The organism is Streptomyces sp. NC-S4 (genome assembly GCF_054353315.1).
On the sequence record NZ_CM135937.1, the window covers coordinates 7,360,356 to 7,386,570 of the forward strand.

Below are 26,215 nucleotides of genomic sequence, written 5' to 3' on the forward strand. Positions count from 1 at the left end.
TGCGTAGACTCCGCGACCATGGCCGAGGAGCACCAGCAACAGGCGCCGCCCCGGCGCGAGATCGTCACCGGGACCCCCCGGGGCACCCGCCGCCCGCCCGCGCACACCCCGGCCCGCTCGGAGATCTCCGAGCAGACCACCCTCGGGGCCACCTACGTCCGGGCCCTGATGCGCAGCCAACTGCGCGCGGCTCTGGGCGCGCTGGCCGCGCTCGTATCGCTGATCGGCACCCTGCCGCTGCTGTTCGCCCTGTCGCACGACGCGTCGGGGCCACTGGTGTGGGTGGCACTCGGCCTGCTGGTGTATCCGGTGATGTGGCTCATCGCCCGGTGGTACATCACCCGGGCGGAGCGCAACGAGGCGGACTTCACCGGCCTGGTGATGGACCCGGCCGACCGCGCCTAGTACCTGCGCCCGCAGGCTCGCGGCGGTGTTGTCAGAGGGGGCCCGGATGATGGTCCCGACCACTTGCACACCAGGGACGAGGAACGGCATGCCATCACCATGGGAACGCCTCCGGGCACTGCTCGGTGAGCCGGAGGAGGCCTGGGGCCGGCCGAGCCGAGAGCTCTGGGAGGCCTCCGAACGGCACCTCGGTGTCACACTGCCCGCGGACTACAAGGCCTTCATGGACACGTACGGGCCGGGAACCCTCGACGGATACCTCCACCTGGACCGGCCGACGGGTCTCATGACCGCTGCCGAGCTGGAGGAATTCTGGTCCCTGGAGGCCTGGCGCGAGGCACGAAGAGGCGCGGAGGACCTCTATCCCTTCCCCTTCCACCCCGACCCCGGCGGGCTCATCCCCTGGGGCCACGACGAGCACAGCAGCGAGTACTACTTCCTGGTGGGAGGCCCGGATCCGGGCGATTGGGAGATCGTGGTCGGCAGCGAGTGCGCGGAGTGGTACCGCACCAGCGGCACCTTCACCGACTTCCTGATGCGCTGCTTCGACGGCCTCGACCGGGCACCGTTCATGGACCGCGCCTGGCCCGGGGCCGATGCCCGCTACAAACCTTTCGACAGCCAGGACTTGTCCGACCGGTCATGAGCGTTTAGGGCCGTGGAAGACCGTCCACAGGGGCCGAAGGGACCTTCCCGGGCACTGCCACCGTTCGGCCGTCACGATCCGGCTCCGAACATGAACTCCCCGGGGTAAATCCTCCCCGGGGCGCAGGGGCCGAGCGTGCGCGCGCCGGTCCTCGGCTTGCGCCTCACCCATCCCGGGCTACTGCAGTTGGCCGTCGAAGTCCGGGAGCTTGAAGGTGCGTTCGGAGTGGCCGCCTTTGGTCCGTTCCCAGTGAGGTGTTGTCGATGTCCAGCGCGATCGCGACGTGCCCTCAGAGCTGTCGTGTGGTTGAAGCGGTAACCGTGATGAAGGCTGGCATCTGCGCCCCGGGCGGCGCATGATGGACATAGTGCTCTCACCCGCATGGAAGCAAGAGCGTGACGGCATTCTCGGCTCCCACACCCGTCCCCGCGCACGGGGTGGTTGAAGTCGAATCGAGTAGCCACCACTCGGACGCCCTGCTGGATGCACCAGGGAAGGACGGACATCATGGCCGTTCTGAAACTTTCACTGTTCTCGAACAACTTGCCCGACTTCTTCATCATCGATCGCAACGGTTTCGGTGACATCGCCAAGATCGAAACCGACGAAGACCGCCGTGACGCCACGTTCCAGTGGACCGGTCCCAGCCTGGTGAACTTCGGCGGAACGGGAATGCTGGTACGGGCAGTTGCTCCGCCGGGATTCTGTCTGCGCATCGCGACGTTCGACGACTTCCGGATACACAGCAAGTTCTTCACCGGGATCATCGACCCCCAGGTCAAGGCGGAGGTCATCGAGGAATCGACCTACGTCATCCAGGCGGCGGAAATCGATCCGAACCAGGCGTCGTTCCGATCCGTGAAGTTCCCGGACCGATTCATCCGGCACAGGAACTTCGAACTCTTCGCCGAGCCGCTGTTCACCATCGCCGACCTCCAGTCCGCCTGCTTCAGAATCGCCCCGCCACTCCACCCGGAGGAATTCTAGGCGTGCCGGCGGTTCAGTTCGGCTCGTACGGTTCCACCGGGAGCGGGCCCAGTGGTTGCTGGGTGTGGCCCTTGGGTGAGCATGCGGCGAACGGGCCCTGCCGGGGGTCCATCAGGACCCGCAGGTGGGGGTCGGCGTGCTGGATCCACCACGTCGTCATGCCGAGGGCCGGATCGTGGCGCAGGTGTTCCCAGGCCAGCCAGAGCGAGGACAGCCGGGCCCCCGCCTCCGGGTGCTCCCACCAGAGCGGACACCAGGTGGCGGATGCACCGTCCAGCGGGCGGCGGACCGTGACCGCGAGGTAGTCGGTGACGAAGGCGAAGACGTCGCTGAAGTAGAACTCGGGCCCGTCGCCGTATACGTCCGCCGCGGGCATGGGGAAGACGGAACGCGGTTCCGGCCTCGGCCGGGGCAGGGGGTACAGCGCCAGCAGCGAGCCCAGGGCGTCGTCGCTGCGCCCGAGTTCCGTCAGGAGCCAGCCCAGGAGGAGGTCCTGGGATTCGGCGACCTCGGCGTAGGCGTCCGCCGCGAGGGAGGCGACGAGCCGCTCCCTCCAGTCGTCCAGCTGCCTCCTCCAGCGGTCCTCTTCCGCGGCGGACCGGGAACCGGCCAGGAAGCGGGCCACCGTCCAGTGGTGTTCCTTCCAGGCATCGCCATCGGCTTCGGCCGTCACCCGCGCTGCCACCCGTTGGGCGTTCTCGATCGCTTTGCTGTCCATGGAACCGGTATGTGCCTTTCGAGCCACGAGAGGAGTGTGCTGATCATACGAGTTCAGCCTCCCGCGCCCGTGTCCGTGCCCGCGGCTTTGTCAGAACAGGTGCATCGCCAAGTGTCCGAGGGGCAGACCGAGTTGCCAGGCCGGTGTCCAGACGCGCGCGTTCTCGTCGAGTCCCGGCGGGATGTCGGTGTGCTCGGGCCGGCCGGGGTCGAGGTTGGTGGCGAACAGCTCGGTGCCGTCCAGCCAGCGCCACGCCGCACGGGCCAGTTCCAGGTCGGGGTCCCCGCCGTCGCCGCGTTCCCGGGCCTCCTCGCCGAGCGCGAGGAACCGGGTGTGGACCCAGTCGCGCCACGGGTGCCCGTACGCCGTGAGCGACAGCCACTCGTCGAGCTGCGAGACCACCCGGATGCCGGAGAGCTCACCGGCCGCGTCCGAGAGGTAGATCGTCAGGGCGAGCGTGTCCCGTCCGGCCCTGAACTCCAGGGTGCTGACCGGGATGAGCCGGCCCGTACGCAGCAGTTCGTCCGCGATGTACTCGGCGTACAGCCAGGCCATGGGCACCGCGAGCCCGCCGTCACTGGTGCCGTTACTACCCTCGGGCTGCACCGTTCCACCTTCTCCCGCGCTTCGAGCGTCCCGTCGTCAGTCCCGAGCCTTCACCGAGCGGCTCTCGGAGCGGGGGATGTTTACTCAACTTGCACGCTCTGGTGCCGAAATCGACGCGTTTTATGTCCGATCCGCATCCATTCACGGCGTTAACCGATCCTTCGCCGTGCCGCAGACTCAGGCCCCGAGGCCGTACCCGTACCCCTGGAGGCCCTTCTTCAGGGCGCGGAGGGCGTAGTACGTACGGGACTTGACGGTTCCGGCCGGGATGCCGAGTTCGGCGGCGGCCTCGGCCACCGAGCGGTCACGGAAGTAGACCTGCATCAGCACCTCGCGGTGCTCCGGCCCCAGGGATCCCACGGCCCGCCGGACGTCGATCGCCGTGACCGAGCCGGCCACCGCGTCCTGGGGCTCGGGTGCGTGTTCCAGCACCTCCGGATCGACCTCCAGCGGCCGCGACAGCCGGGCCCGCCGGGCGTCGATCGCTAGGCGCCGGGCCACCGTGAACAGCCAGGGCCGCATCGAGTCGTGCCCGCTGGACAGGGCCTCCGGGTGCTGCCAGACCCGTACGAGGGTCTCCTGCACGAGGTCCTCCGCGCGCTGGGCGTCCCCCGCCGTGAGGCCGACCAGGAACCCGAACAGGGCCCGCCCGTGGTCGCGCTGGAGTTCGGCGAGTGCCTCGGGGTCCGTACGCGGGAGGGTGGGGGAGAGCGGCACGAGGGGCTCCTTCCGGGGTGCGTGGGGGCCGTGGAGGCGGCGACCCGTCCACCCTGACCTGCACGGAGCCGACCCGGAACCGTCCGGCCCCGGCGTTGCGCCCAAGCACCCGGGTCGTCCGCCGGGCGGCCGTGCGGGTCGGTGAACGGTCGAACGGCGCGGCGAACGGCAGGCGCCCGGCGCCGCCCGTGGCGGCCGCTCGTGGCCGCCGCCCCTGTCCGCCGCTCCTGTCCGCCGTCCGGGTGGGTGTGCGTCCGCGCGGCGGCGCCGTTCCTTGACTTACCGCGTGTAGTTATATGGATTGCATGTGATCACACGTCAGATAATCGTATTAACGAGAGCAGGGCACATGACCACGCGAATCCGGCCGCAGGTGCTCGCCCTCCTGTCGGCCGTGCTGCTGTCCGCCGCCGTCGGCTGTTCGGCCACCGGGAGCTCCGCACCGGCCCGCCTCGGGGACTCCGGCGGACCGCCCGCCGTCCCCTCCAGCGCCGCCGGATCGGCCCCCGACCGGGGCTTCACCCTGGTCGCGAGCGGCGACGTACTGCCGCACACCTCCGTCATCCAGCACGCGGCGAACGACGCGGGCGGCGACGGATACGACTTCGGGCCGATGTTCTCCGGGGTCAAGCCCGTGGTTTCGGCGGCCGACCTCGCCCTCTGCCACATGGAGACCATCTACGGGGAGGAGGGCGGGCCGTTCTCCGGCTACCCGGCCTTCAAGTCGCCACCGGAGGTCGCCGACGGACTGAAGGGCGCCGGGTACGACGGCTGCTCCACGGCCTCGAACCACACCCTCGACGACGGGGGCGACGGCCTGCGCCGCACGCTGGACCGCTTCGACAAGGTCGGGCTGAAGCACGCGGGCTCGGCCCGTACGGCCGCCGAGGCGGCCACGGTGACCATGTACACGGCGGGTTCCGCCAAGGTGGCGCACCTCGCCTACACCTACGACACCAACGGCTACCCGCTGCCCGAGGGCCAGCCGTGGGCGGTCAACCTGATGAAGCAGGACAAGATCGTCGCGGACGCGCGGGCGGCCCGGAAAGCGGGCGCGGACGTGGTCCTGGTAAGCGTGCACTGGGGCACGGAATGGGAGACCGAACCGGACGACACCCAGCTCTCGCTCGGCAGGGCGCTGACCGCCTCGCAGACCGGCGGCCGCCCCGACATCGATCTGATCATCGGAACACATGCCCATATCCCGCAGCCCTACGAGAAGGTCAACGGGACCTGGATCGTCTACGGCATGGGCGACCAGGTCGCGGGGGAGATGTTCAACCACACGGGCGCGCGCGACATGCGCGGCAACTACGGCTCGATCGGCCGGTTCACCTTCGCCCCGCCGGCCGCCGCCGGGCAGCGCTGGCAGGTCACCAAGGCCGAGTTCGTCCCACAGATGATGGACCTGTCCGCGGGCCGGGTCGTGCACCTGCCCGACGCCCTCGCCAAGGACCCCGGCCGCGAGGACTACGAGAGCGCGCGCGACGCCATCAGCGAGGCCGTACTCAGCCGCGGCGCCGCCAAGGACGGCCTGACCATGGGCAAGTAGGGCCGGGGAAGGGAGCGGGGACAGGGACGGGGACAGGGCCGGGCGGGGCCGGGACCCGGGAAACCTACGGAACCACGGTGACGGGCCAGCGGCCCGCCTTGACCAGGCGGATCGCCACCGACCCCACGATGCGGTGGCCCGCCTGTTCGGAGGCGCCGACCACCACCGCGTCCGCCATCAGCTCGTCCGCCGCGCTCACCAGGCCGGCGTACGGGTCGCCGCGGAAGGTGTGGAACTGCCAGCGCACGTCGTAGATGCCCTTGAGCCGCTCCGCCGACGCGCGGATCTCGGCGACCAGGCCCTCCGCGATCTCCCCGGTGGTGTCCGACACCGGCGCGCCCAGCGCGGCGCCGGCCGGGATCACCGGCTGGACGTACACCAGGGCCAGCAGGGCGTTCTGCCGCCGGGCCAGCCCCGCCGCGTAGGCCGCGGCCCGCAGCGAGGACTCCGATCCGTCCACCCCGGCCAGGATCACCTTCGGGCCGTCGGTACCGCGTTCGAATTCCGTGTTCACGTGCTCCGTCACCCTGCCGAGGATAGGCCGTGCCCCGAACGCCCGGGGCAAGGCCCTGGCCTGCGCGTGGACACGGCCCGGGCCGACCGTGGACAGGGCCGGGCGAGCACCCCTCCCGCTCGCCGCGCGCACCGGCGCCGCCCTCCCTACAGTGCGAACCATGAGTGCCACCAGCGCCACCGTGGAGGAGAAGCACGGAACCCGGAACCGCTTCCTGAACCGGGTGCCCGACGGCTTCGGCGCGTTCTTCGGATCGCTCGGCCTGCTCTGCGCCCTGCTCGCGCTCTCTCCCACACTGCGGCGGCTCCTGCGGCCCATCGTGCGTTTCCTCGACCTGATCGTCGTGCCGGTCAGCGCGAACCTCGCCTACGCCGTCTTCCTCTTCCTCCTCGCCGCGGCCCTCGGCACCCGCAAGAAGGTCGCCTGGTGGATCGTCATCACCTATTTGGCCCTGCTGGTCCTCGACGACGTACTGGAGATGGCCGTCGGCGAGTACTGGATCGGCGTTCCCTCCATGGTCATCGCCGTCGCCGCGCTGGCCGTGCTGATCGCCGCCCGCGACGAGTTCTACGCCGCCTCCCGCCCCGGGGCGCTGTGGCACGCCCTGTTCGTGCTCGGCCTCGGCCTGCTCGCCGCCGTGCTCGTGGGCTGGGCGCTCGTCGCCCTCTTCCCCGGCACCCTGCCCAAGGGCCAATGGCTCGACTGGGCCGCCAAGGAGGTCTTCGGCGGCCTCTTCTCGGCCCGGGAGTTCGACGGCCACCCGCCCCGCCCGCTGTCCTTCCTGCTCGGCCTCTTCGGCGCCGTCGCCCTGCTGAACGCGGCCATGACCCTCTTCCGCTCCCAGCGCCTGACCGCCGCCCTGCACGGTGACGAGGAGCCCCGCATCCGCGCCCTCCTGGGCGCCTACGGCCGCAACGACTCCCTCGGCTACTTCGCCACCCGGCGCGACAAGGCCGTCGTCTTCGCCCCCAACGGCAAGGCCGGCGTCACCTACCGCGTCGAGGCCGGCGTCTGCCTCGCCAGCGGGGACCCGGTCGGCGACCCCGCCTCCTGGACCGCCGCCATCGACGCCTGGCTGGCCGTGGCCCGGCGCTACGGCTGGGCGCCCGCCGTCATGGGCGCCTCCGAGAACGGCGCCACCGCCTACGCCCGCTCCGGACTCGGCGCCCTGCAGCTCGGCGACGAGGCCATCCTGCACGTGGGCCGCTTCGACCTCGACGGCCGCGACATGCGCGTCACCCGCCAGGCCGTCAACCGGGTCCGGCGCACCGGTGCCACCACCGTCATCCGCCGCCATTCCGCCCTCTCCGAGGACGAGATGCAGAGGATCGTGGAGAGCGCCGACAAATGGCGCGACACCGAGACCGAACGCGGCTTCTCCATGGCCCTGGACCGGCTCGGCGACCGCGCCGACGGGGACTGCCTGCTGGTCGAGGCCTTCGACGGCCGGGGCGAGCTGATCGCCCTGCTCTCCTTCGTCCCCTGGGGCAAGGACGGCATCTCCCTCGACCTCATGCGCCGCGACCGCACCGCCCCCAACGGGGTCATGGAGTTCATGGTCGCCCAGCTCTGCGCCGCGGCCCCCGGCCTCGGCGTGCACCGGATCTCCCTCAACTTCGCCGTCTTCCGTTCGGCCTTCGAGGAGGGCGGCCGGATCGGCGCCGGCCCCGTCCTCAAACTGTGGCGCAAGCTGCTCCTCTTCTTCTCCCGCTGGTGGCAGCTGGAGGCGCTGTACCGGTCGAACGTCAAGTACGACCCCGAGTGGTACCCGCGGTACCTCTGCTACCAGGACGCCGGCTCGCTCGCCCGGGTCAGCCTTGCCTCCGGCATCGCCGAGGGCTTCGTCTCCGTACCCAGCCTGCGCACCCTCTGGGGCAACGGCCACCCCAAGGGCCTCACCGCCATCGCCTCCACCGAGGGGCTTCCCTCCATCGAATCCCTGGGCCTGAACGCGGTCGAGCAGGAGGAGGCCGGTGCCCCGGTCGAGCGGCTGCCCGAACAGGTCCGCGTCCGCCACGCGAAACTGGACCGCATCCGCGAAGCAGGCACCGACCCCTACCCGGTGGGCATCCGCGCGCGCACCCACACCGTCGCGGAACTGAAGGCCACCCATGAGGGCACCCCCGGCCGCCCCGCCCTCGCACCCGGTTCCCGAACCGGTGAACGGGCCACCCTCGCCGGGCGCGTGATGCTCGTGCGCGACCTCGGCGGCGTGGTCTTCGCCGTCCTGCGCGACTGGTCCGGCGACATCCAGCTGATGCTCACCCGCGACGAGGCCGGGGCCGAGGTGCTGGACTCGTTCACCTCCCAGGTCGACTTCGGCGACCACGTGCTCGTCAGCGGCGAGACCGGCGCCAGCAGGACGGGCGAGCTGTCCCTCGTGGTCCGTTCCTGGCAGCTCACCGGCAAGTGCCTGCGCCCCCTCCCCGACAAGCGCAAGGGCCTCGCCGACCCCGAGGCCCGGGTCCGGCGCCGCTACCTCGACCTCGTCGCCAGCCCCGAGGCCCGGGACGTCGTACGGGCCCGCTCCAGCGCGGTCCAGGCCCTGCGCCAGGGCCTGCTCGACCGCGGCTACCTGGAGGTCGAGACCCCGATGCTCCAGCAGATCCACGGCGGCGCCAACGCCCGGCCCTTCCGCACGCACATCAACGCCTACGACCTCGACCTGTACCTGCGCATCGCGCCCGAGCTCTACCTCAAACGGCTCTGCGTCGGCGGCATGGAGAAGGTCTTCGAGATGGGCCGCACCTTCCGCAACGAGGGCGTCTCCTACAAGCACAACCCCGAGTTCACGATGCTGGAGGCCTACCAGGCCTTCGCCGACTACGACGTGATGCTCGACCTCACCCGCGAACTGATCCAGGGCGCCGCCACCGCCGCCTTCGGCTCGCCCATCGCCCACAAGGCGGGCCCGGACGGGAAGCTCGTCGTCCACGACATCTCCGGAACCTGGCCGGTCAAGACCATGTACGGGGCCATCAGCGAGGCACTCGGCGAGGAGGTGGACGCCGACACCGAGGAAGGGGTGCTGCGCCGGCTGTGCGACCGGGCGTCGGTCCCGCACGGCCCCGAGGACACCCGCGGCGACGTGGTGCTGGAGATGTACGAGCGCCTGGTGGAGGAGCGCACCAAGCTGCCCACCTTCTACAAGGACTTCCCGACCGACGTCTCCCCGCTCACCCGCCAGCACCGCCGGGACCCCAGGCTGGCCGAACGCTGGGACCTGGTCGCCTTCGGGACCGAACTGGGCACCGCGTACTCGGAGCTGACCGACCCGGTGGAACAGCGCCGCCGCCTCACCGCCCAGTCCCTGCTCGCGGCGGGCGGTGACCCGGAGGCGATGGAACTCGACAACGACTTCCTCGACGCCCTGGAGTACGCGATGCCGCCCACCGGCGGCCTCGGCATCGGCGTGGACCGCCTCGTCATGTTCCTCACGGGCCTGACGATCCGCGAGACCCTCCCCTTCCCCCTGGTCCGCCGCGGCTGACCGGCCCGCCCGTCGGCGTGGGCCGAGCGGGTGAGGGGGAGGGGGTGCTTCCGCGCCTCTCGACAACTTCGGCGATGTCGTTGATACGTAGTAATAATGAAAAATGATGAGCCGACAGTAGGGCGGCGCACGGTCCTGCGTACCGCCGTCTTCCTCGGAGTCGCCGCGGCCTCCGGACTGCTCACCGTGGGTGGTGAGAGCGCTACCGGTGGCCAGAACCCGGGGCCGGGCGGTTCCGGGGCGCCGGCCGGGCCGGGGGCGCGCCCCGCTGCGGGTGCGCCGGGGCTGAGGGCGCAGGCGCTGCCCGAGAAGTCGTACCGGCTGCGGCCGATGACCGCCGATGCGCCGGTACGCGCGGCGGCCGTGAAGCCGGCCGTAAGGACCCGGCCCATCCTGGAACTCCCCGCCGCGGAAGCGGCTTCGGCCGGCATGGTGCTCACCTTCGACGACGGCCCGGACCCCCGCTACACCCCCGCCATCCTCGACACCCTCGCCCGCTACGGCGTACGCGCCATGTTCTTCGTCTGCGGGGAGATGGCCGCCGAGAACCGCAACCTCCTGCGCCGGATGGTCGACGAGGGTCATGTCATCGGCAACCACACCTGGACCCACCCGCTCATCCCGAGTCTCAGCCGGCCCGCCCTCGCCTCCGAGATCGGCCGCACGAGCGAAGTCGTACAGCAGACGGTGGGCGAGGCGCCCCTGTGGTTCCGGGCCCCCTACGGGGCCTGGAACCGGGCTGCCTTCGAGATCGGGGCCGAGCTCGGCATGGAGCCGCTCGCCTGGACCGTGGACACCCTGGACTGGAAGGAACCGGGAACCCCGACGATCATCTCCCGGGTGCTGGGCGGCGCGGCCCCCGGCGTGATCGTCCTCTCGCACGACGCCGGCGGCAACCGCTCGCAGAGCGTCCAGGCGATCTCCTCCTACCTTCCCCAGCTGCTCGCGCGGGGCTACCGGATGACCCTCCCGGTGCTGCCGCCCCGCTGAGCCGGGGGCCGGCCGCGGCGGATGCCCTCCGGCTCAGCGGGCCTCCACCATGCGGGCGAAGACGACCACGTTGCCGTCGTAGCCGCGGGCCTTCGAATATCCGCCGCCGCAGGTGATCACCCGGAGTTCCGGGTGCCCGGTGTCCCCGTACACCCGGGCACCGGGGAAGGCCTCCTTGGAGAACACCTCCACCCCGTAGACCTCGAACACCGCCGTGCGGCCGTCGTACCGCTCCACCTCGATGTGGTTGCCCGGCTTGACCGAGCCGAGGCCGTAGAAGACCGCGGGGCCCTGCGCGTTGTCCACGTGCCCGACGATCACCGCCGAGCCCCGCTGGCCGGGCGAGATGCCGTTGAGGTACCAGCCTGCGAGATTGCGGTCCTGCGGGGGCGGCGCGTCGATCCAGCCCTCCGCGTCCAGCCCGACCGTCATCACCGGCGCGTCCACGTTGATCGTGGGAATCCGGATGCGCTGGACCGACGAGTGCTCCAGCACCTCCATGTCCGCCGGGGGCGTGGGTGGATCCGCCGGCAACTGACCGGACGTCATCGCGACGGCCGAGGCCGCGGTGGGCTGCGGCGGCCCGTCGCCGATGTTCACACCGTTGCGCACCATGGCGAGGCCGGTGAGCATGACCAGGGCGAGCACGCCCCACGGTGAGCGTTTGCGCGACTGCCCGGTCTCGTCCTCGCCCATCGTTCTCCCTTCCCGACGCGGGGGTCCCGACCCGCGTTCCTGTCCCGCCCCCGTACGCCCTACTTCACGCACGCTAAGGCCGAGTCGGCGGGACGGCGAGGGGGGAAGGGCGAACGGGTGGCCGCCACCCGGAGGGAGCCGGAAGGGGTGCGCCCATCCAGGTAATCGTCACATAAATGCCTGACGGGTCGTGACCTGCGGATCCGTCAGTTGCATTTCCCGCGCTTCGGCGTGTCGCTCAACCGGGCGGCCCAAAGCCGGAAATGCGGAGATGGCGGGGCGACCCGAGGGTTCGACGTGGGAGGCGTTCTCGTCGATCATCCGGGGCCGACGCTCCGGGGCGCTTCCCGCTGGAGGTTCCACCATGCGTGTCTTGCGCGCTCTTACCGTGACGGCGGCAGCCTGCGCCGTGATCGGCCTCAGTGCCCCGTTCGCCTCCGCGAACCAGGACCCCGGGGGCCGGGGTGGGAATGGGGGTGGGAACGGCCCCAGCAACATCTCCGTCAACCCGTATTCCGTGCACCAGGGTTCCACGATGCAGGTGAGCGCGGCGGGCTGCGGTCACGGCGGTACCGTCACGTCGCACGGCAACTTTCCGCCGGCCAACCTGTCCGCCGGGTCGATCGGCTTCGCGACCGTCCGGATCTTCAACCACGCCTCGCCGGGCCACCACACGCTGTCGGTCAAGTGCAACGACAGCAATCTGGTCGCCACCCACCGCTTCACGATCCTCGAGGGCAACCCCTCGCAGGGCGGCATCGGTGGCTCCTTCGGCCCGTCCACGGCCGAGACCGCAATCGGCGCGGGCCTCGTCGGCGCCGCGGCCCTCGGCGCAGGCGCCCACGTGCTGCGCCGCCGCCGACCGTTGCGCAGCCGGGCCTGACCGGTCGCCCCGGACGCGGATCCCCGCTACCGCAGATCGCCCCGAGTCCTCGTCAGGACTCGGGGCGATCGACGTGGCGGGGGACGGGCGGCGGGTTCAGTGGCTACGGCCGGACCCCCTGCGACGCAGGGCGAACACGGTGCCGCCCGCGGCGGCGAGGAACAGGCCGGCGCCGGCGCCGAGCTCCAGGGGATCCATGCCGGCCACGCTGCCGCCCAGACCGCCGCGGACACCGAGGGCGGAGGACGGGGTCGGGAAGAGGGTCGCACCGGTGCCGGTCCGGGTGGAGCTCGTGGTGGGTGAGGTGGTGCCGCCGGCGATCGTCAGGTCGGCCGAGCCGGTCTCCCCGTTGCAGGTGAAGGAGACGGAGTAAACGGCTCCGCGCCGGGCGTCCCGGTCCACGGTGACCCGTACGGTCTGGCCGCGCGCGATGCTCACGGTGTCGAAGACCCCGGAGGAGGCGGTGGCGTAGGCGGCGTTGCAGCGGCTGACCGCGAGGACCGTCTGCCCCCCGGGGGCGACCGTCGAAGGCGTGAGGGTGAAGCCGAACGAGGTGATGGGCTGGGCCTCGGCAGCGGTCGCGGCGGGCGCGCCGAGGACGCCGAGTGCGAGGACGGCGCCCGTGGCACCGGCGCTCAGCAGGGCGGTGGCGGAGGTACGTATCGCACCCATGGTTGGTTCTCCGGATCCCCGAGGAGCAGCCGCGGAACGGTTTTCCGCACGTGGGGGGTCGTGCGCCTCGATGTCCGACACGCTAGGTCGGGGTGCGGTGACCCGCGATCAGGAACGGGCGAATGGGGCACGGGCCTGGGCCGAACCGGGGACGGGAGGCCCGTCCCCGGTTTGCGGGCGGCCTAGCCGCCGAGGTCCAGGTGGGGGAACTGGGTGAGGAACGGTTCGGCGGTGGCGGAGATGCCCCGCCCGAACGGCGCGTCGAAGTCCCAGATCAGGAACAGCAGGAACGCGATGAGGGCACTGAACAGGCCCGCCAGCAGCATCTCCCGGAACGACCGCCTGATCTGCAGGGTGAAGATCAGGCCCACGGTCACCAGGGCGCCGACGATCAGCCCGAACCACACCACGCCCGGCATGGTGGCCCCGGCACTCGAGCCGCGTGCGCTGCGGGCGTCGTCGACCACCGCGACCTGGTCGACCAGCGGCTGGTAGGCCTGTCCCTCGTGGTCGGTCTGCGGCTCGTAGTCGGTGACGTCCCGGCGGATACGTTCCAGCAGTTCCCCGCCGCGCTCGGTGAGCTCGCCGTGGTCGGCCATCCGCTGCCACTCCGTGTCCACGACGTGGCTCACGTACGCGTCGACATCGGACCGGATCCGCTTCCGCACCTCGACCGGGTAGACCTCGGAGCGGACACTGATCTCGTGCAGGGCCTGGGCCTCCTGGCGCACGTATTCCTGGGCGGCCCCGCGGCCCTCCCAGACGCCGGCGATCGCCAGGCCCAGCACGATCGCGTAGATCACCCCGATCATCATCGTCATGTACTCGATGACGTCCGGGGTCTCGTTCGGATCGTCGTCGTCGCCGATCCTCCTGTGGTTCAAGAAGGCGATGGACAGCACCACGGCACAGGCCGCGGCCATCGCGAGGGACAGGACGAGCCATTCCGACAAGATGACTCCCAATCGGTTACTGGTGGGGCGGAAGAAGCGCTAGCGCGGGCGCAGCGCGACGATCGCGAGCACCGCGGGAGCGGCGGTCATCAAGGTGAAAGTCACCGGTGAGATGTGGTGCTCGACGGGTTTGCGGGCCGCCGCGTGATAGGCGGGGCGGGCCACCGGTTTCGGGGGTACGGGTTTCACCTCTGGGGCGGGTGGTGGAGTTGGGGCGGGTGGTGCTGGTGGTGGCGGTGCGGGAGCCCTGACCACGCGGGGGGCCGCGGGTGCCGGCTTCGGCGGGGGCGGCGCGGCCAGAGCCGGCTTCGGTACGGGTTTCGGCGCCGGTGGCGGCGGCGTTTTCGGCGGTGCGGGCTTCGGAGGCGGTGTCGGCTCGGGCGGTGGCGGCGGGGGAGTCGGCTCGGGCGGCGGCGTGGGCTTCGGGGGTTTCGGCGGCTTCGGCGGCGGTTTCGGCGGGCAGGGCGGAGGGGGCGGCGGCGGTGGGCAGTGGGGGTGGCCGTGACGGCCCCCGCCGTGCCCGCCTCCACGGCGTTTCCCGTGGTCGGAGCCCTGGTCGTCATCGTGATGTCCGCCACGCGGGCCGCGTACGCGGTCGCTGCCACCGGCTGCCGCGGCCACCACGGCGGCGGCCGGGCCGTCGCCGGAGTCGGTCGTCGCGTAGGCGCGGCTATCAGCCACGGCCGGCGTGACGGACAAGGCCGCCCACAGCAGGACCGGGACTGCCAGCAGGCGCCTGGCACAGGCTCTGTTCACCCCGGGAGCATGGGCCCGCGCGCGCCCGGGCACGCGAGGCTCGGCCCCCGGTTCGCCTGAACGGGTGGACTGCCGACCAGAGAGGTTTGAGCCACCTGCGGGTCGGTAGTGTGGTGACTGCGATCGACCCTCGGTCAATTCTCATAAGGGACTTGTCGGTATCGGTCATTCCCTCGTCCGGCGGGACGGTGCCTTTGGTGTGTGACGAAGAACGGATCGCCAATTTCCGCTTTTGCTCGCCCTGTTGGGAAATGATCAGTAGATTCGGCTCGGACAGGAGTCCGACCTCACACGGACGACCGCAGGACCAACGCTTGGAGACCCCGATGGAGCGCCCCGCCTGGGCCCCGCCAGGCATCGACATATCGGTGCCGAGCGTGTCCCGCATCTATGATTACTATCTGGGTGGGTCCCACAATTTCGAGGTCGACCGCGAGACGGCTCGCCGCGCCATGCAATTCATGCCGGGACTGCCCAAGATCATGCAGGCCAACCGGGCATTCATGCGCCGCGCCGTCCGGCACGCCGTGGCCGAGGGCGTCACGCAGTTCCTCGACATCGGCTCCGGCATCCCCACCTTCGGCAATGTCCACGAGGTCGCCCAGGCCGCCAGCCCGCAGGCGCGCGTCGTCTACGTCGACCACGACCCGGTGGCCGTCGCGCACAGCCGGGCCGTCCTCACGGGGGACGACAACAGCGGCATCGTCGCCGCCGACCTGCGCAAGCCCAAGGAGATCCTGGCCGCCCCCGAGGTCGGCCGACTCCTCGACCTCGGCCGCCCGGTCGCCCTCCTGCTCGTCGCCGTCCTGCACTTCCTGGAGGACGCGGACGACCCGTACGGTGCCGTCGCCGAGCTGCGTGACGCGCTGGCCCCCGGCAGCCTGCTGATCCTCACGCACGCCTCGTACGAGGGGATCCCGCTCACCCAGGAAACCGCCGCCGGCACCGTCGGCGTCTACCGGGACATGCGCAACCCCCTCGTCATGCGGACCCGGGAACAGATCAGCGGATTCTTCGACGGGTTCGAGATGCTGGAGCCGGGCCTCGTGTCCATGCCCGACTGGCGGCCGGACCGGCCCGACGGCGGCGAAGAGGCCGAGACACCGGAAGACCCCTACGCCTTCTCGGGCTTCGGCGGCGTGGGACGCAAGGCGTGAGACTTCCGGCACAGACGGCGGGCGCGCCGAAAGCCGCCGCGGCCCCCGCAGCGGCACCGGCCACCGGGTCCGCGGCGGCCCCGCACGGCGGCATCGAGGACCGGATCGCCCGTTTCGCCACGATCTGGGGTCGGGCGATCTTCCCGGTGACGGCGACCTCGCTGACCCGCACCGAGTTCGAACGGCACCTCGTACCCCTCACCCGGACGCTCACCGAGGCCCTGCACGCGAGGCCCTTCGACGCCTCGGTCGCCCAGCAGGTGGGCGCGGAACTCGTCGCCGTGCACTGCACCGACCCCGAGGCCCTGGCGGGCACCCTCGGCGTGATCGAGTCGTACCTGGTGCTCTACTGCGGCCCGGACGGACCCGAGGGCTCCGGCGTGGAGGGCACCGAGGAGTACCGCTCCCGCTGCGCCCGCCTCCAGCACGCCATCGCGGCGGGATACGCCCGCGCGCTGCGCGAGCGCACGCTCAGGGAGCAGGAGGCCATCGCACGCTCCGCGCTCACCGCGCGCACCGACGCGCAGCAGGCCCTGCACGCGAGCGAAGAGCGCTTCCGGGCGGTCTTCGAGGGCGCGGCCGTGGGGATCGGCATCGCCGACCTCGACGGGAACGTCCTGGAGGTCAACGACACCCTGCTGCAGATGTTCGGCGGCCTGGAGGGGCACGTCCGCAGCCGCAACGTCAGTGAATGGGGACACCCCGACGACACCCCGCACGTCTGGCGGATGTACGGCGAGCTGGTGCGCGGCGAGCGCGAGAGCTACCGCGTCGAGAAGCCCTACTACCGGCACGACGGAACCGTGCTCTGGACCAATCTGACGGTGTCGCTGCTGCGTGACGCCGACGGGAAGCCGCAGTACCAGCTGGCGCTGATGGAGGACACCACCGAACGCCGCCTGCTGAACCTGCGCCTGCGCTACGAGGCCACCCACGACGCCCTGACCGGCCTGCCCAACCGGACGCTGTTCTTCGAGCGCCTGGAGAAGGCCCTCGGCGGGGCGGGCGGCGACCGCTACGGGCTGTGCTACCTCGACCTCGACGGATTCAAGGCGGTCAACGACAGCCTCGGGCACTCGGCGGGGGACCGGCTGCTGGTGGAGGTCGCCGACCGGCTGCAGAGCTGCGCGACCGGTCCCGGCGAGGTGGTCGCCCGGCTCGGCGGTGACGAGTTCGTCGCCCTGACCACCGGCTCCGACACGGAGCAGAAGGTGACCGACCTCGCGGTCCGCATACTGACCGCCCTGTCCACACCGATCCGGCTGGAGGGCCGGGAGCTGACGGTCCGGGGCAGCATCGGCATCGTCGAGGGCCGCGCCAAGGAACGCACCCCGGCGGAGGTGCTGCGCAGCGCCGACATCACGATGTACCGGGCCAAGGCGGCCGGCGGCAATCGCTTCGAATTCGCCGACGCCGAGGCCGACGCCCGAGCGATCACCCGCCACGGCCTGACCAACGCCCTGCCCGCGGCGCTGGAACGCGGCGAGTTCTTCATCGAGTACCAGCCGCTGGTCCACATGCGCGACGGCAGCGTGCACGGGGCCGAGGCCCTGGTGCGCTGGTCGCACCCGCAGTACGGGGTCCTCGGCCCGGACCGCTTCATCCCGCTCGCCGAACGCACCGGGCTGATCGTGCCGCTCGGCCGCTGGGTGCTGGAGGAAGCCGTCCGCCAGGCCCGCATCTGGCAGCGCGAGCACGGAGGTGCGGCCCTGCGGATCAACGTCAACCTCTCGCCGACCCAGCTGCACCACCCGGGCCTGGTCGCCGACACCGTGGCGGTGCTGGAGAAGTCCGGCCTCGCCCCGGGCGCGCTGTGCCTGGAGGTCACCGAATCGGCTCTGATAGGGGCCGACGACGAACTCCTGGAACCGCTGCGCCGGCTCGCGGCCCTCGGCGTGGACATCGCCCTCGACGACTTCGGCACCGGCTACTCGAACCTGGCCAACCTGCGGCGGCTGCCGGTCAGTGTCCTGAAGCTCGACCGCTCCTTCACCCAGGGGATGCAGCAGCAGCCGGCCAACCCGGTCGACGTCAAGATCGTGGAGGGGATCGTCGCCCTGGCGCACAGCCTCGAACTCGCCGTCACCGTCGAGGGGGTGGAGACCGGAGCCCAGGCCGCCCAGCTGCGCGCCCTCGGCTGCGACACCGCTCAGGGCTGGTACTACGCCCGGCCCGGGGCCCCGGACCGGATCCACACCCTCTCCCTCTCGGACGCGGTGCCCGCACCCTCCTGACGCACGTCCCGGTCGGGAGCCGGAGCCCGAACCCGGGCCCGCCGCCCGAACCCGAGCCGGGTGCCGGAGCCGGGGCCCGGTGCGGCCCGGGACACCTCGGGCTCCGGCGGCGCGGCACCGGTCACTCCAGGCCGACCTCCGTTCCCCGGCCGGGGGTCCGGACGGCGTCCACGACCCGCTCGTAGCGCTCAGCCGTGTCGGCGAGGACCGCCGCGGCCACCGGCAGCCGCTCCGCCTGGTACCCGTCGAGCACCTCCTCCCCGGCGGGTTCCGTGAGGGCGGCGGCCAGCGTCCGGCCGAGGGCGGCCGCGTCCTGGATGCCGGTGTTCATGCCCAGCCCGCCGGCTATGGGATGTACGTGCGCGGCGTCTCCGGCGAGGAAGACCCGGCCCTCCCGTATCCGCGTGGCCATCCGGACGTTGACCCGCCACGCCGAGACCCAGGTGGCGTCTTCGAGCCGGATGCCCGGCACCCCCGCATGGCGGTCGAAGATCCGCTGGAAGCCCTCCAGGGAGGGCGGCAGGGGTTCGCCCCGCTCGTCCCGCTCGGGCGAGGCCTGCAGCTGGAAGCTGTCCGTCCCCGGCATCGGGCAGAGCAGGATCCCGCCGCCCTCCGAGGTGAACCACTGGTGCCAGACGTCCCGGCCGAGGCCGGGTGCCCGCACATCCCCGATCACCATCGCGGTCTCCGTCTCCCCGCTCCCCTCGAAAGGGATGCCGAGCAGCTTGCGGGTCGTGCTGCGTCCGCCGTCGCACCCGGCGAGATAGCGGGCCGCGATGACCGTGCCGTCCGCCAGCTCCGCATGCACCCCGGTCTCGTCCTGGGTGATTCCGGTGAGCTCGGATCCGTACTCGACCCGCACGTCCAGTGCCGCGAGCCGGTCGCGCAGGGCCGCTTCGATCTGCCACTGCCCGATCAGCAGGCCGCCGTCCGTGGGGGTGTCGTTGATGTGTTCCCCGTCGAAGTACTTGCGCAGGGTCACGCTCGCTTCGCCGATGGCGGCCAGGGGCTCGAGCACGCCGAGCTCGCGGAAGATCTCGAGACTGCCCGGCCGCAGTCCCTTGCCCCGGGACTCGTGATGCGGTTCGGTGCGCCGTTCGATGACGCGGACGGAGATTCCGCGCTGTGCGAGGTCGCAGGCGAGCGTCAGTCCGGTCGGACCGGAGCCGGTGATCAGTACGTCGGTCATGGGATGTCCCCTCCTCGTCGATGCCTCAAGGAAAGCGCCCTCCGACAGAAAAAGCAACCCGGTTAAAAAAATAACTCGGTCACTAATTCGTGCTACGCTGTGCGCATGGAGAACACGACGGGCCTGCGCGAGAACAAGAAGCTCCGTACGCGTCACCGGCTGGCGGCGACGGCGTTGGAGCTCTTCCTGGAACGGGGCTTCGATGCCGTGTCGGTGGCGGATGTCGCCGCCGCGGCCGAGGTCTCCAAACCCACCCTCTTCCGGTACTTTCCGAGCAAGGAGGACCTGCTGCTCGACCGGTTCGCCGACCATCAGGACGAGGTGGCACGGATCGTGCGCGAGCGGGCCCCCGGCCGCACGCCGGTGGGTGCGGTGCACGCCCACTTCCTGGCGGCCCTGGCCGAGCGGGATCCGATCACCGGGCTGTGCGACCACCCGAACGTGATGGCCTTCCAGCAGCTGATCTACAGCACCGCAAGTCTGAAGAGCCGGCTCAACCGCTACACCGAGCTCGAGGTGGAACTGCTCACCGCCGGGCTGGAGGCGGAGGCGGTGTCCCCGCTCGCCGCCCGGCTCGCGGCGACGCATCTCGTGGCGGTCCGCCACGAGCTGGGCCGGGTGAACTGGCTGCGGATCGAGGCGGGGCAGAGCGCGGACGAGGCCCATGCGGCGGCGGTGGCCGATGCCGATGAGGCCTTCGGGATGCTCGCCGAAGGCCTCGACAGAGCCCTGCCGAAGGCTTCCACCCCGCCGATATCCCCGGCCCCGGCCCCGGCCCCGGCTCCGGTCGCGCACTGACGGCCGTCCCGGCCGGGGGCTCCCGGCCGGGGCGGGATCAGCCGGTCAGTATGCGCTGCAGTTCCCGGGCCGCACGCGGCGGAGCCACGTCGGTCCGGTGGGCCAGGGCGATCGTGCGGCGCAGCGGGGAGCCGGCCAGCGGGGTCACCCGCAGGCCCGGACCGGCGCGCTCCACCACCATCGCCGGGACCACCGCGACACCGAGCCCCGCCCGGACGAAGCCCAGGACCGCGTCCATCTCGCCGCCCTCCACGGTGAAGACCGGCTCGAATCCCTCCGCCCGGCAGGCCGTCACCGTGAGTTCCCGCAGGTCGTAGCCGTGCCGGAACATCACCATCGGCTCGTCCCGCAGCCCGGGAATGGTCAGCTCGCCGCCCCCGCCCGGCGCCGGCCGTTCCGCCGAGGAGACCACCACGAGGTCCTCCGTCAGCAGTTCCACCGTGGTCAGGGCCGGGGCCGACGGGGGCAGCGGCAGTGCGATCAGGGCCAGGTCCAGGGCTCCGCGCGCGAGTTCCCGTACGAGGTCGAGCGAGCCGCTCTCCTCGATCAGCAATTCGATCCCGGGATGGGCGTCGTGGAAGGCCCGCAGTACGTCCGGCAGCAGGCCCGTGCAGATGCTGGGCGTGGCGCCGAGCCGGACGCGGCCGCGCCGGAGCTGCGCCAGTTCCTGCACCTCCAGCCGGGCGGTGTCGGCGTCCGCCAGGATCCGCCGGGCCAGCGGCAGCAAGGCCTCACCCGCGTCGGTGAGCGCGATGTTTCCCCGTGCCCGGCTGAACAGTTCGGCCCCGAGTTCCCGTTCGAGCGCCTTGATCTGCTGCGAGAGCGAGGGCTGGGCCACGTGCACACGCTCCGCGGCCCGGGTGAAGTGCAGGGTCTCGGCGACCGCCACGAAGTACAGGAGCTGCTGGAACTGCATTCGCCCAGGCTATCGCCCTCGATAGACATTCCCTATCGATATCAGCTCCATCATGTCTTGGACCTTTCGGGATCCCCGTCCGTACCGTCGGGGACATGGCTCTGGCAACGCGGACGGATCGACGGCCGTCCATCACACGCACGATCTGGGACTCCTCCGTCGGCAAGAAGTCCGTGATGGCCGTCTCCGGCCTGATCATGCTCGGCTACCTCGTCGTGCACATGCTCGGAAACCTCAAGATCTTCTTCGGGGCGGACGAGTTCAACGGCTACGCCCACTGGCTGCGCACCCTCGGCTCACCCTTCCTGCACCACGAGTGGGCCCTGTGGCTCGTCCGCTTGGGACTGCTCGCCGCGGTCGTCGCCCACGCCGTGTCCGCGTACCAGCTCAGCCGCCGCGACATCAAGGCCCGCCCGGTCAAGTACGCCCACAAGCGCCGCCGCGCGAGCTACGCCACCCGCACCATGCGCTGGGGCGGCATCATCCTCGGCCTGTTCATCGTCTGGCACCTGCTCGACCTCACCACGCTCACCGTCAACGAGCGCGCCTGGTCCGGCCACCCGTACGAGAACGTCCTGTCCACTTTCTCCACCTGGTACGGGAACACGATCTACATCGTGGCCATGGCCGCCCTCGGCCTGCACGTCCGCCACGGCTTCTGGAGCGCCGCGCAGACCCTCGGCGCGGGCAGCGCCCGCCGCGAGCGGACGCTGAAGTTCCTGGCCAACGGCCTGGCCCTCGTCCTCTTCGCCGGCTTCGTGTCCGTCCCCGTAGCCGTCATGACCGGAGTGGTGAACTGACCATGAGCGCACCCCTGCACCACCGCGACCAGCACGAACCCAAGCAGCACCCCCACTACGCGGCCTACACCACCGGTGAGCCCGTGGCCGACACCAAGGCCCCCGAAGGCCCGATCGCGGACCGCTGGGACCGGCGCCGCTTCGAGGCCAGGCTCGTCAACCCGGCGAACCGCCGCAAGCACACAGTGATCGTCGTCGGCACCGGCCTGGCGGGCGGTGCCGCCGGCGCGACTCTCGCCGAGCAGGGCTACCACGTGGTCCAGTTCTGCTTCAGCGACTCGCCGCGCCGTGCCCACTCCATCGCCGCCCAGGGCGGCATCAACGCCGCGAAGAACTACCGCAACGACGGTGACTCCGTGCACCGCCTCTTCTACGACACCGTCAAGGGCGGCGACTTCCGCGCCCGCGAGTCCAACGTCCACCGCCTCGCCCAGATCTCCGTGGAGATCATCGACCAGTGCGTGGCCCAGGGCGTCCCCTTCGCCCGCGAGTACGGCGGCCTCCTCGACACCCGCTCCTTCGGCGGCGTCCAGGTCTCCCGCACTTTCTACGCCCGCGGCCAGACCGGCCAGCAGCTCCTGCTCGGCGCCTACCAGGCACTCTCCCGGCAGATCGCCGCGGGCAACGTCGAGATGCACGCCCGCACCGAGATGCTCGACCTGATCGTCGTGGACGGAGTGGCCCGCGGCATCGTCGCCCGCGACCTGATCACCGGCGGGATCTCCACGTACTACGCCGACGCCGTGGTCCTGGCGAGCGGCGGCTACGGCAACGTCTTCTACCTCTCCACCAACGCCATGAACTCCAACGCGACCGCCGTCTGGCGGGCGCACCGGCGCGGCGCGTATTTCGCCAACCCCTGTTTCACCCAGATCCACCCCACCTGCATCCCGCGCACCGGCGACCACCAGTCCAAGCTCACCCTCATGAGCGAGTCCCTGCGCAACGACGGACGCATCTGGGTCCCCAAGGCCCAGGGCGACACCCGCGCCGCGGCCGACATCCCCGAGGCGGAGCGCGACTACTACCTGGAGCGGATCTACCCCTCCTTCGGCAACCTGGTGCCCCGCGACATCGCCTCCCGCGCCGCGAAGAACGTCTGCGACGAGGGCCGCGGCGTGGGCCCCGGCGGCCAGGGCGTCTACCTCGACTTCGCGGACGCCATCCGCCGCATGGGCCGGGACAAGGTCGCCGAGAAGTACGGCAACCTCTTCGAGATGTACGAGCGGATCACCGCGGAGAACCCGTACGAGGTCCCCATGCGGATCTACCCCGCCGTCCACTACACGATGGGCGGCCTGTGGGTCGACTACGACCTCCAGACCACCGTCCCCGGGCTCTTCGCCATCGGCGAAGCCAACTTCTCCGACCACGGAGCCAACCGCCTCGGCGCCTCCGCGCTGATGCAGGGCCTCGCCGACGGCTACTTCGTGCTCCCCTCCACCATCAACGACTACCTCGCCCGCCACCCCCACCAGGACACCGTCGACGACAGCCACCCCGAGGCCGCCGCCGCCGTACGGGAGGTCCGCGACTGCCTCGCCCAGCTGCTGGCCGTCGACGGCGACCGCACCCCGGACTCCTTCCACCGCGAGATCGGCGAGCTCATGTGGGAGTACTGCGGCATGTCGCGCACCGAGGAGGGGCTGCGCAAGGCCCTGACGCGGATCCCGGAGATCCGCGAGGAGTTCTGGCAGCGCATCAAGGTCCCCGGAAGCGGCGAGGAGTTCAACCAGTCGCTGGAGAAGGCCAACCGCGTCGTCGACTACCTCGAACTCGCCGAGCTGATGTGCCTCGACGCCCTCGACCGCGCCGAATCCTGCGGCGGCCACTTCCGCGAGGAGTCCCAGACCCCGGACGGCGAGGCCGCCCGCCGCGACGAGGAGTTCGCCTACGCCGCCGCCTGGGAGTACCAGGGCACCGGCGCCGCCCCCGTCCTGCACAAGGAAGACCTCGTCTTCGAGTACGTCCACCCCACCCAGCGGAGCTACGCATGAAGCTCACCCTGCGCGTCTGGCGCCAGCGCGGCGCCGACGCCCCCGGTCACATGGTCTCCTACGAGGTCGACGGCATCTCGAAGGACATGTCCTTCCTGGAGATGCTCGACACCCTCAACGAAGACCTCATCCTGCGCGGCGAGGACCCGGTCGCCTTCGACCACGACTGCCGCGAGGGCATCTGCGGCGCCTGCAGCCTCGTCATCAACGGCGACGCCCACGGCCCGGAACGCACCACCACCTGCCAGCTCCACATGCGGTCCTTCGCCGACGGCGACACCATCGACGTCGAGCCGTGGCGCGCCTCCGCCTTCCCCGTGGTCAAGGACCTCGTCGTCGACCGCAGCGCCTTCGACCGGATCATCCAGGCCGGCGGCTACATCACCGCCCCCACCGGCGCCGCCCCCGAGGCGCACGCCACCGCCGTCCCCAAGGCAGATGCCGACTTCGCCTTCGAGCACGCCGAGTGCATCGGCTGCGGCGCGTGCGTGGCGGCCTGCCCCAACGGCTCCGCGATGCTCTTCACCTCCGCCAAGGTCAACCATCTGAACGTCCTCCCGCAGGGTTCGCCGGAGCGCGAGACCCGCGTGCTGGACATGGTGGCCCGGATGGACGACGAGGGCTTCGGCGGCTGCACCCTGACCGGCGAGTGCGCCACGGCCTGCCCGAAGGGCATCCCGCTGCCGTCGATCGCCGCGATGAACAAGGAGTGGCTGCGGGCGGTGCGCAAGAGCCCCCGCTGACCCCGGGGTCCAGGGACCCCGCCACCGCCCCCGGTGCCTGCGCCGATCGGCTGACCGGCGCGGCGCCGGACCGCGCCGCGTCCCGGCGCCGCCCGGAGCGTGGGGGACAGTGGCGCCATGCCAGAAGCCCCCGCCGGGTCCGGGCCGCGTCGCCGAGCCGTCCTGGCCGCCGCCCTCGCCCCGCTGGCCGGAGCCGGGGCCGGATGCATGGGCGGGCAAGCCTGGCGCACCCCCGCGCCCGGTGCGCCGGCCCGGCCCGAGGACGCCCTGATCATGCTGATCCGGCACGCGGAGAAGCCGTACGCCGGCGGCGTCGGCCGGGACGCGGAGGGCGAGGACGACCCCGGTTCGCTGGCGGGCCGCGGCTGGCGCCGGGCGGAGCGGCTCCCGCGCCTGTTCCCGCCGGCCCCCGGCTCCTCGCTGCCCCGCCCCGCGGCGGTCTTCGCGGCGGGCGGGAAGGGGGACGCCGCCCCCGCGCGGTGCCGGCAGACGGTGGCGGCGCTCGCCACCGCCCTGCGCACACCCGTCCGCGCCGAGTTCGCCGTCGGCGCCGAAGCCGCCCTCGCGCAGGCCGTGTCGGCCGCGCCCATGCCCGTACTCGTCTGCTGGGAGCACAGCGGGATCCCACACCTGATCCGGTCCCTCGGCGCCGACCGGGCTCCCGGCATCCCGGCGACCTGGCCCGACCGGCACGACCTCGTCTGGATCCTCGACCGCCGCCTGGGGCGGTGGAGCTTCCGCGAACTGCCGCAGCACCTGCTCCCCGGCGACGTCTGAGCCGCACCGGAGGCGAGCGGCCCGCCGATGACGCGCCGCTGCTCAGACCGCCGTCCGCTCCACGGGGATCCACAGCTGCGCAGTTGCCTCCGTCCCGTCCCCGGACAGCCGGGTGCGCAGGATCTCGGGCCCCGGCCGGCTCCGGTAGGGGTTGGACGGGAACCACTGCGTGAACACGTCCCGCCACAGGTACTGGAGCGTCGTCGGGAACGGGCCGGAGCTCTCGAAGACCGCCCAGGTGCCCGCCGGGACGGTGAGCGCGTCCATGTCCTCGGGCACCGCGGCACGGGTCACCACCCCGTGGTAATAGTCGAGTTCGGTCCCCTCCGCGCGGCTGTCGTCCAGGTCGTCGCTCGCCGAGATGATCCCCTCCGGCTCCTGGTCGGACAGGCCCTGGATGCGCTGCAGCGTCTCCTGCCCGATCCCCCGGACGAAGGCGGCGATGGCCGGGTTCATCCCCTCGTGCACGAGGGGGACCCGCGCCTTCCTGCCGACCACACGGAACTCGTCCTTCTCCACGACCTTGTACTCCATGCTGCTGTTCCCTTCGACGACGAGGCGGAAGGACATCCGTGGCTGGGACCGCAGGATCGCACCCGTGCGCCTGGCCTCGCCCGGACCGACGCCGTGCACGGCCCGGAACGCACGGGCGAAGGCCTCTCCCGAGGTGTAGCCGTAGCGCACCGCGATCTCCAGGAGCGTCCGCTCCCTGCCCAGCACCTCGGCGCCCGCGACCGTCAGCCGCCTGCGGCGGATGTACTCCGACAGCGGTATCCCGGCCAGGGCGGAGAACAGCCGCCGGAAGTGGTACTCCGACGTCATCGCGATCCGCGCCAGGTCGGCGGCCTCGATCGGCTGATCGAGGCGGTGCTCGATGTGCTCCATGGCCTGGTTCAACCGGTCCAGCATCCTGTGTCCTTCCCTTTCGATCGCTCACGTTAGGAGGGACCCGCCCCGGCGCACCCGACATCCTGTGCCCGGTCCGGTCGGGTCCGGTCGGGTCCTGACGCGGAGCCCGG

Annotated in this window: 26 protein-coding genes; 14 read left to right on the forward strand and 12 right to left on the reverse strand. The window is 71.5% G+C overall.

Going from position 1 to position 26,215, the window contains the following annotated elements; genetic code table 11:
• Positions 1-18 precede the first annotated feature (18 nt).
• The 3 genes from ACXNSR_RS32915 to ACXNSR_RS32925 all read left to right on the forward strand — a co-directional run bounded on the left by ACXNSR_RS32915 (position 19) and on the right by ACXNSR_RS32925 (position 2,038).
• Positions 19-405, forward strand: coding sequence for a hypothetical protein (locus ACXNSR_RS32915; RefSeq protein ID WP_458638996.1), 387 nt, complete (start codon positions 19-21; stop codon positions 403-405).
• Positions 406-493: 88 nt separating this feature from the next.
• A complete protein-coding gene (locus tag ACXNSR_RS32920) occupies positions 494-1,051 on the forward strand; it encodes an SMI1/KNR4 family protein (RefSeq protein WP_458638997.1) in 558 nt (185 codons plus the stop codon).
• 507 nt (positions 1,052-1,558) lie between these two features.
• Positions 1,559-2,038 (forward strand): AbfB domain-containing protein, encoded by a 480-nt coding sequence (locus tag ACXNSR_RS32925; RefSeq protein WP_458638998.1) that lies wholly within the window; start codon positions 1,559-1,561, stop codon positions 2,036-2,038.
• 13 nt (positions 2,039-2,051) lie between these two features.
• Here the strand turns inward: ACXNSR_RS32925 and ACXNSR_RS32930 are convergent, their stop codons facing one another.
• The 3 genes from ACXNSR_RS32930 to ACXNSR_RS32940 all read right to left on the reverse strand — a co-directional run bounded on the left by ACXNSR_RS32930 (position 2,052) and on the right by ACXNSR_RS32940 (position 4,079).
• The gene (locus ACXNSR_RS32930) at positions 2,052-2,756 is read right to left on the reverse strand and encodes a DUF4913 domain-containing protein (protein ID WP_458638999.1); all 705 of its coding nucleotides are present in this window, start codon (positions 2,754-2,756) and stop codon (positions 2,052-2,054) included.
• Between the two features lie 90 nt (positions 2,757-2,846).
• Positions 2,847-3,311, reverse strand: coding sequence for a hypothetical protein (locus tag ACXNSR_RS32935; RefSeq protein WP_458643463.1), 465 nt, complete (start codon positions 3,309-3,311; stop codon positions 2,847-2,849).
• Positions 3,312-3,539: 228 nt separating this feature from the next.
• Positions 3,540-4,079 (reverse strand): sigma-70 family RNA polymerase sigma factor, encoded by a 540-nt coding sequence (locus ACXNSR_RS32940; RefSeq protein ID WP_458639000.1) that lies wholly within the window; start codon positions 4,077-4,079, stop codon positions 3,540-3,542.
• A gap of 349 nt (positions 4,080-4,428) precedes the next feature.
• Here ACXNSR_RS32940 and ACXNSR_RS32945 point away from each other — a divergent pair, with 349 nt between their 5' ends.
• Positions 4,429-5,631 carry a CapA family protein gene (locus tag ACXNSR_RS32945; RefSeq protein ID WP_458639001.1) on the forward strand — a complete coding sequence of 401 codons (1,203 nt, stop codon included), beginning with the start codon at positions 4,429-4,431 and terminating at the stop codon, positions 5,629-5,631.
• A 64-nt stretch (positions 5,632-5,695) separates the two neighbouring features.
• Here ACXNSR_RS32945 and ACXNSR_RS32950 read toward each other — a convergent pair whose 3' ends face one another.
• Entirely contained in the window at positions 5,696-6,157 is a 462-nt protein-coding gene (locus ACXNSR_RS32950; RefSeq protein ID WP_458639002.1) for a universal stress protein, read from the reverse strand.
• A 148-nt stretch (positions 6,158-6,305) separates the two neighbouring features.
• On the opposite strand from ACXNSR_RS32950, the gene lysX reads away from it, so the two are divergent.
• Together lysX and ACXNSR_RS32960 are read left to right on the forward strand one after the other, a co-directional pair.
• On the forward strand, positions 6,306-9,635 hold the full coding sequence (lysX, locus tag ACXNSR_RS32955; protein WP_458639003.1) for a bifunctional lysylphosphatidylglycerol synthetase/lysine--tRNA ligase LysX: 3,330 nt from the start codon (positions 6,306-6,308) through the stop codon (positions 9,633-9,635).
• 96 nt (positions 9,636-9,731) lie between these two features.
• On the forward strand, positions 9,732-10,625 hold the full coding sequence (locus tag ACXNSR_RS32960; protein ID WP_458639004.1) for a polysaccharide deacetylase family protein: 894 nt from the start codon (positions 9,732-9,734) through the stop codon (positions 10,623-10,625).
• 33 nt (positions 10,626-10,658) lie between these two features.
• Here the strand turns inward: ACXNSR_RS32960 and ACXNSR_RS32965 are convergent, their stop codons facing one another.
• Together ACXNSR_RS32965 and ACXNSR_RS32970 are read right to left on the reverse strand one after the other, a co-directional pair.
• Positions 10,659-11,321, reverse strand: coding sequence for a class F sortase (locus ACXNSR_RS32965; protein ID WP_458639005.1), 663 nt, complete (start codon positions 11,319-11,321; stop codon positions 10,659-10,661).
• Between the two features lie 168 nt (positions 11,322-11,489).
• Positions 11,490-11,642: a hypothetical protein gene (locus ACXNSR_RS32970; RefSeq protein WP_458639006.1), complete on the reverse strand. Its 153-nt coding sequence runs from the start codon at positions 11,640-11,642 to the stop codon at positions 11,490-11,492.
• A gap of 43 nt (positions 11,643-11,685) precedes the next feature.
• Between ACXNSR_RS32970 and ACXNSR_RS32975 the strand changes: the two genes are divergently transcribed.
• The gene (locus ACXNSR_RS32975; RefSeq protein WP_030012611.1) at positions 11,686-12,204 is read left to right on the forward strand and encodes a hypothetical protein; all 519 of its coding nucleotides are present in this window, start codon (positions 11,686-11,688) and stop codon (positions 12,202-12,204) included.
• A 96-nt stretch (positions 12,205-12,300) separates the two neighbouring features.
• On the opposite strand, the gene ACXNSR_RS32980 is transcribed toward ACXNSR_RS32975, so the two are convergent.
• The 3 genes from ACXNSR_RS32980 to ACXNSR_RS32990 form a co-directional block, all read right to left on the reverse strand.
• Positions 12,301-12,876 (reverse strand): hypothetical protein, encoded by a 576-nt coding sequence (locus ACXNSR_RS32980; protein ID WP_458639007.1) that lies wholly within the window; start codon positions 12,874-12,876, stop codon positions 12,301-12,303.
• 182 nt (positions 12,877-13,058) lie between these two features.
• Positions 13,059-13,829, reverse strand: coding sequence for a bestrophin-like domain (locus ACXNSR_RS32985; protein ID WP_458639008.1), 771 nt, complete (start codon positions 13,827-13,829; stop codon positions 13,059-13,061).
• Between the two features lie 39 nt (positions 13,830-13,868).
• Complete coding sequence (locus ACXNSR_RS32990; RefSeq protein WP_329096635.1) at positions 13,869-14,018, reverse strand: hypothetical protein; 150 nt, start codon at positions 14,016-14,018, stop codon at positions 13,869-13,871.
• Between the two features lie 893 nt (positions 14,019-14,911).
• Between ACXNSR_RS32990 and ACXNSR_RS32995 the strand changes: the two genes are divergently transcribed.
• Both ACXNSR_RS32995 and ACXNSR_RS33000 read left to right on the forward strand, forming a co-directional pair.
• Entirely contained in the window at positions 14,912-15,742 is an 831-nt protein-coding gene (locus ACXNSR_RS32995; protein WP_458639009.1) for an SAM-dependent methyltransferase, read from the forward strand.
• Entirely contained in the window at positions 15,739-17,976 is a 2,238-nt protein-coding gene (locus ACXNSR_RS33000) for a putative bifunctional diguanylate cyclase/phosphodiesterase (protein ID WP_458639010.1), read from the forward strand. The genes ACXNSR_RS32995 and ACXNSR_RS33000 overlap by 4 nt, the downstream gene beginning before the upstream one ends.
• Positions 17,977-18,097: 121 nt before the next feature.
• On the opposite strand, the gene ACXNSR_RS33005 is transcribed toward ACXNSR_RS33000, so the two are convergent.
• Positions 18,098-19,165 (reverse strand): FAD-dependent oxidoreductase, encoded by a 1,068-nt coding sequence (locus ACXNSR_RS33005; RefSeq protein WP_458639011.1) that lies wholly within the window; start codon positions 19,163-19,165, stop codon positions 18,098-18,100.
• Positions 19,166-19,270: 105 nt separating this feature from the next.
• Between ACXNSR_RS33005 and ACXNSR_RS33010 the strand changes: the two genes are divergently transcribed.
• Positions 19,271-19,963, forward strand: coding sequence for a TetR/AcrR family transcriptional regulator (locus tag ACXNSR_RS33010; RefSeq protein ID WP_458639012.1), 693 nt, complete (start codon positions 19,271-19,273; stop codon positions 19,961-19,963).
• A gap of 37 nt (positions 19,964-20,000) precedes the next feature.
• Here the strand turns inward: ACXNSR_RS33010 and ACXNSR_RS33015 are convergent, their stop codons facing one another.
• Positions 20,001-20,879, reverse strand: coding sequence for a LysR family transcriptional regulator (locus ACXNSR_RS33015; RefSeq protein WP_458639013.1), 879 nt, complete (start codon positions 20,877-20,879; stop codon positions 20,001-20,003).
• A gap of 95 nt (positions 20,880-20,974) precedes the next feature.
• Between ACXNSR_RS33015 and ACXNSR_RS33020 the strand changes: the two genes are divergently transcribed.
• The 4 genes from ACXNSR_RS33020 to ACXNSR_RS33035 all read left to right on the forward strand — a co-directional run bounded on the left by ACXNSR_RS33020 (position 20,975) and on the right by ACXNSR_RS33035 (position 25,196).
• Positions 20,975-21,679 (forward strand): succinate dehydrogenase, encoded by a 705-nt coding sequence (locus ACXNSR_RS33020; protein ID WP_458639014.1) that lies wholly within the window; start codon positions 20,975-20,977, stop codon positions 21,677-21,679.
• Between the two features lie 2 nt (positions 21,680-21,681).
• Positions 21,682-23,676 carry a fumarate reductase/succinate dehydrogenase flavoprotein subunit gene (locus ACXNSR_RS33025; RefSeq protein ID WP_458639015.1) on the forward strand — a complete coding sequence of 665 codons (1,995 nt, stop codon included), beginning with the start codon at positions 21,682-21,684 and terminating at the stop codon, positions 23,674-23,676.
• Positions 23,673-24,419 carry a succinate dehydrogenase/fumarate reductase iron-sulfur subunit gene (locus ACXNSR_RS33030; protein WP_458639016.1) on the forward strand — a complete coding sequence of 249 codons (747 nt, stop codon included), beginning with the start codon at positions 23,673-23,675 and terminating at the stop codon, positions 24,417-24,419. The genes ACXNSR_RS33025 and ACXNSR_RS33030 overlap by 4 nt, the downstream gene beginning before the upstream one ends.
• 117 nt (positions 24,420-24,536) lie before the next feature.
• Positions 24,537-25,196: a hypothetical protein gene (locus tag ACXNSR_RS33035; RefSeq protein WP_458639017.1), complete on the forward strand. Its 660-nt coding sequence runs from the start codon at positions 24,537-24,539 to the stop codon at positions 25,194-25,196.
• A 42-nt stretch (positions 25,197-25,238) separates the two neighbouring features.
• Here ACXNSR_RS33035 and ACXNSR_RS33040 read toward each other — a convergent pair whose 3' ends face one another.
• On the reverse strand, positions 25,239-26,105 hold the full coding sequence (locus ACXNSR_RS33040; RefSeq protein ID WP_458639018.1) for an AraC family transcriptional regulator: 867 nt from the start codon (positions 26,103-26,105) through the stop codon (positions 25,239-25,241).
• Between the last annotated feature and the right edge of the window lie 110 nt (positions 26,106-26,215).

What these genes read in the sequence shown, in the direction of transcription:
- ACXNSR_RS32935 (WP_458643463.1), bottom strand. Translation starts at nt 3,311, where the DNA reads ATGGCCTGGCTGTACGCCGAGTACATCGCGGACGAACTGCTGCGTACG.
- ACXNSR_RS32915 (WP_458638996.1), top strand. Translation starts at nt 19, where the DNA reads ATGGCCGAGGAGCACCAGCAACAGGCGCCGCCCCGGCGCGAGATCGTC.
- ACXNSR_RS32995 (WP_458639009.1), top strand. Translation starts at nt 14,912, where the DNA reads ATGGAGCGCCCCGCCTGGGCCCCGCCAGGCATCGACATATCGGTGCCG.
- ACXNSR_RS33030 (WP_458639016.1), top strand. Translation starts at nt 23,673, where the DNA reads ATGAAGCTCACCCTGCGCGTCTGGCGCCAGCGCGGCGCCGACGCCCCC.
- ACXNSR_RS33025 (WP_458639015.1), top strand. Translation starts at nt 21,682, where the DNA reads ATGAGCGCACCCCTGCACCACCGCGACCAGCACGAACCCAAGCAGCAC.
- ACXNSR_RS33010 (WP_458639012.1), top strand. Translation starts at nt 19,271, where the DNA reads ATGGAGAACACGACGGGCCTGCGCGAGAACAAGAAGCTCCGTACGCGT.
- ACXNSR_RS32970 (WP_458639006.1), bottom strand. Translation starts at nt 11,642, where the DNA reads ATGATCGACGAGAACGCCTCCCACGTCGAACCCTCGGGTCGCCCCGCC.
- ACXNSR_RS33040 (WP_458639018.1), bottom strand. Translation starts at nt 26,105, where the DNA reads ATGCTGGACCGGTTGAACCAGGCCATGGAGCACATCGAGCACCGCCTC.
- ACXNSR_RS32960 (WP_458639004.1), top strand. Translation starts at nt 9,732, where the DNA reads ATGAAAAATGATGAGCCGACAGTAGGGCGGCGCACGGTCCTGCGTACC.
- ACXNSR_RS32930 (WP_458638999.1), bottom strand. Translation starts at nt 2,756, where the DNA reads ATGGACAGCAAAGCGATCGAGAACGCCCAACGGGTGGCAGCGCGGGTG.
- ACXNSR_RS33015 (WP_458639013.1), bottom strand. Translation starts at nt 20,879, where the DNA reads ATGCAGTTCCAGCAGCTCCTGTACTTCGTGGCGGTCGCCGAGACCCTG.
- ACXNSR_RS32975 (WP_030012611.1), top strand. Translation starts at nt 11,686, where the DNA reads ATGCGTGTCTTGCGCGCTCTTACCGTGACGGCGGCAGCCTGCGCCGTG.
- ACXNSR_RS32920 (WP_458638997.1), top strand. Translation starts at nt 494, where the DNA reads ATGCCATCACCATGGGAACGCCTCCGGGCACTGCTCGGTGAGCCGGAG.
- ACXNSR_RS33035 (WP_458639017.1), top strand. Translation starts at nt 24,537, where the DNA reads ATGCCAGAAGCCCCCGCCGGGTCCGGGCCGCGTCGCCGAGCCGTCCTG.
- ACXNSR_RS32945 (WP_458639001.1), top strand. Translation starts at nt 4,429, where the DNA reads ATGACCACGCGAATCCGGCCGCAGGTGCTCGCCCTCCTGTCGGCCGTG.
- ACXNSR_RS33005 (WP_458639011.1), bottom strand. Translation starts at nt 19,165, where the DNA reads ATGACCGACGTACTGATCACCGGCTCCGGTCCGACCGGACTGACGCTC.
- ACXNSR_RS32980 (WP_458639007.1), bottom strand. Translation starts at nt 12,876, where the DNA reads ATGGGTGCGATACGTACCTCCGCCACCGCCCTGCTGAGCGCCGGTGCC.
- ACXNSR_RS32965 (WP_458639005.1), bottom strand. Translation starts at nt 11,321, where the DNA reads ATGGGCGAGGACGAGACCGGGCAGTCGCGCAAACGCTCACCGTGGGGC.
- ACXNSR_RS33020 (WP_458639014.1), top strand. Translation starts at nt 20,975, where the DNA reads ATGGCTCTGGCAACGCGGACGGATCGACGGCCGTCCATCACACGCACG.
- ACXNSR_RS32925 (WP_458638998.1), top strand. Translation starts at nt 1,559, where the DNA reads ATGGCCGTTCTGAAACTTTCACTGTTCTCGAACAACTTGCCCGACTTC.
- lysX (WP_458639003.1), top strand. Translation starts at nt 6,306, where the DNA reads ATGAGTGCCACCAGCGCCACCGTGGAGGAGAAGCACGGAACCCGGAAC.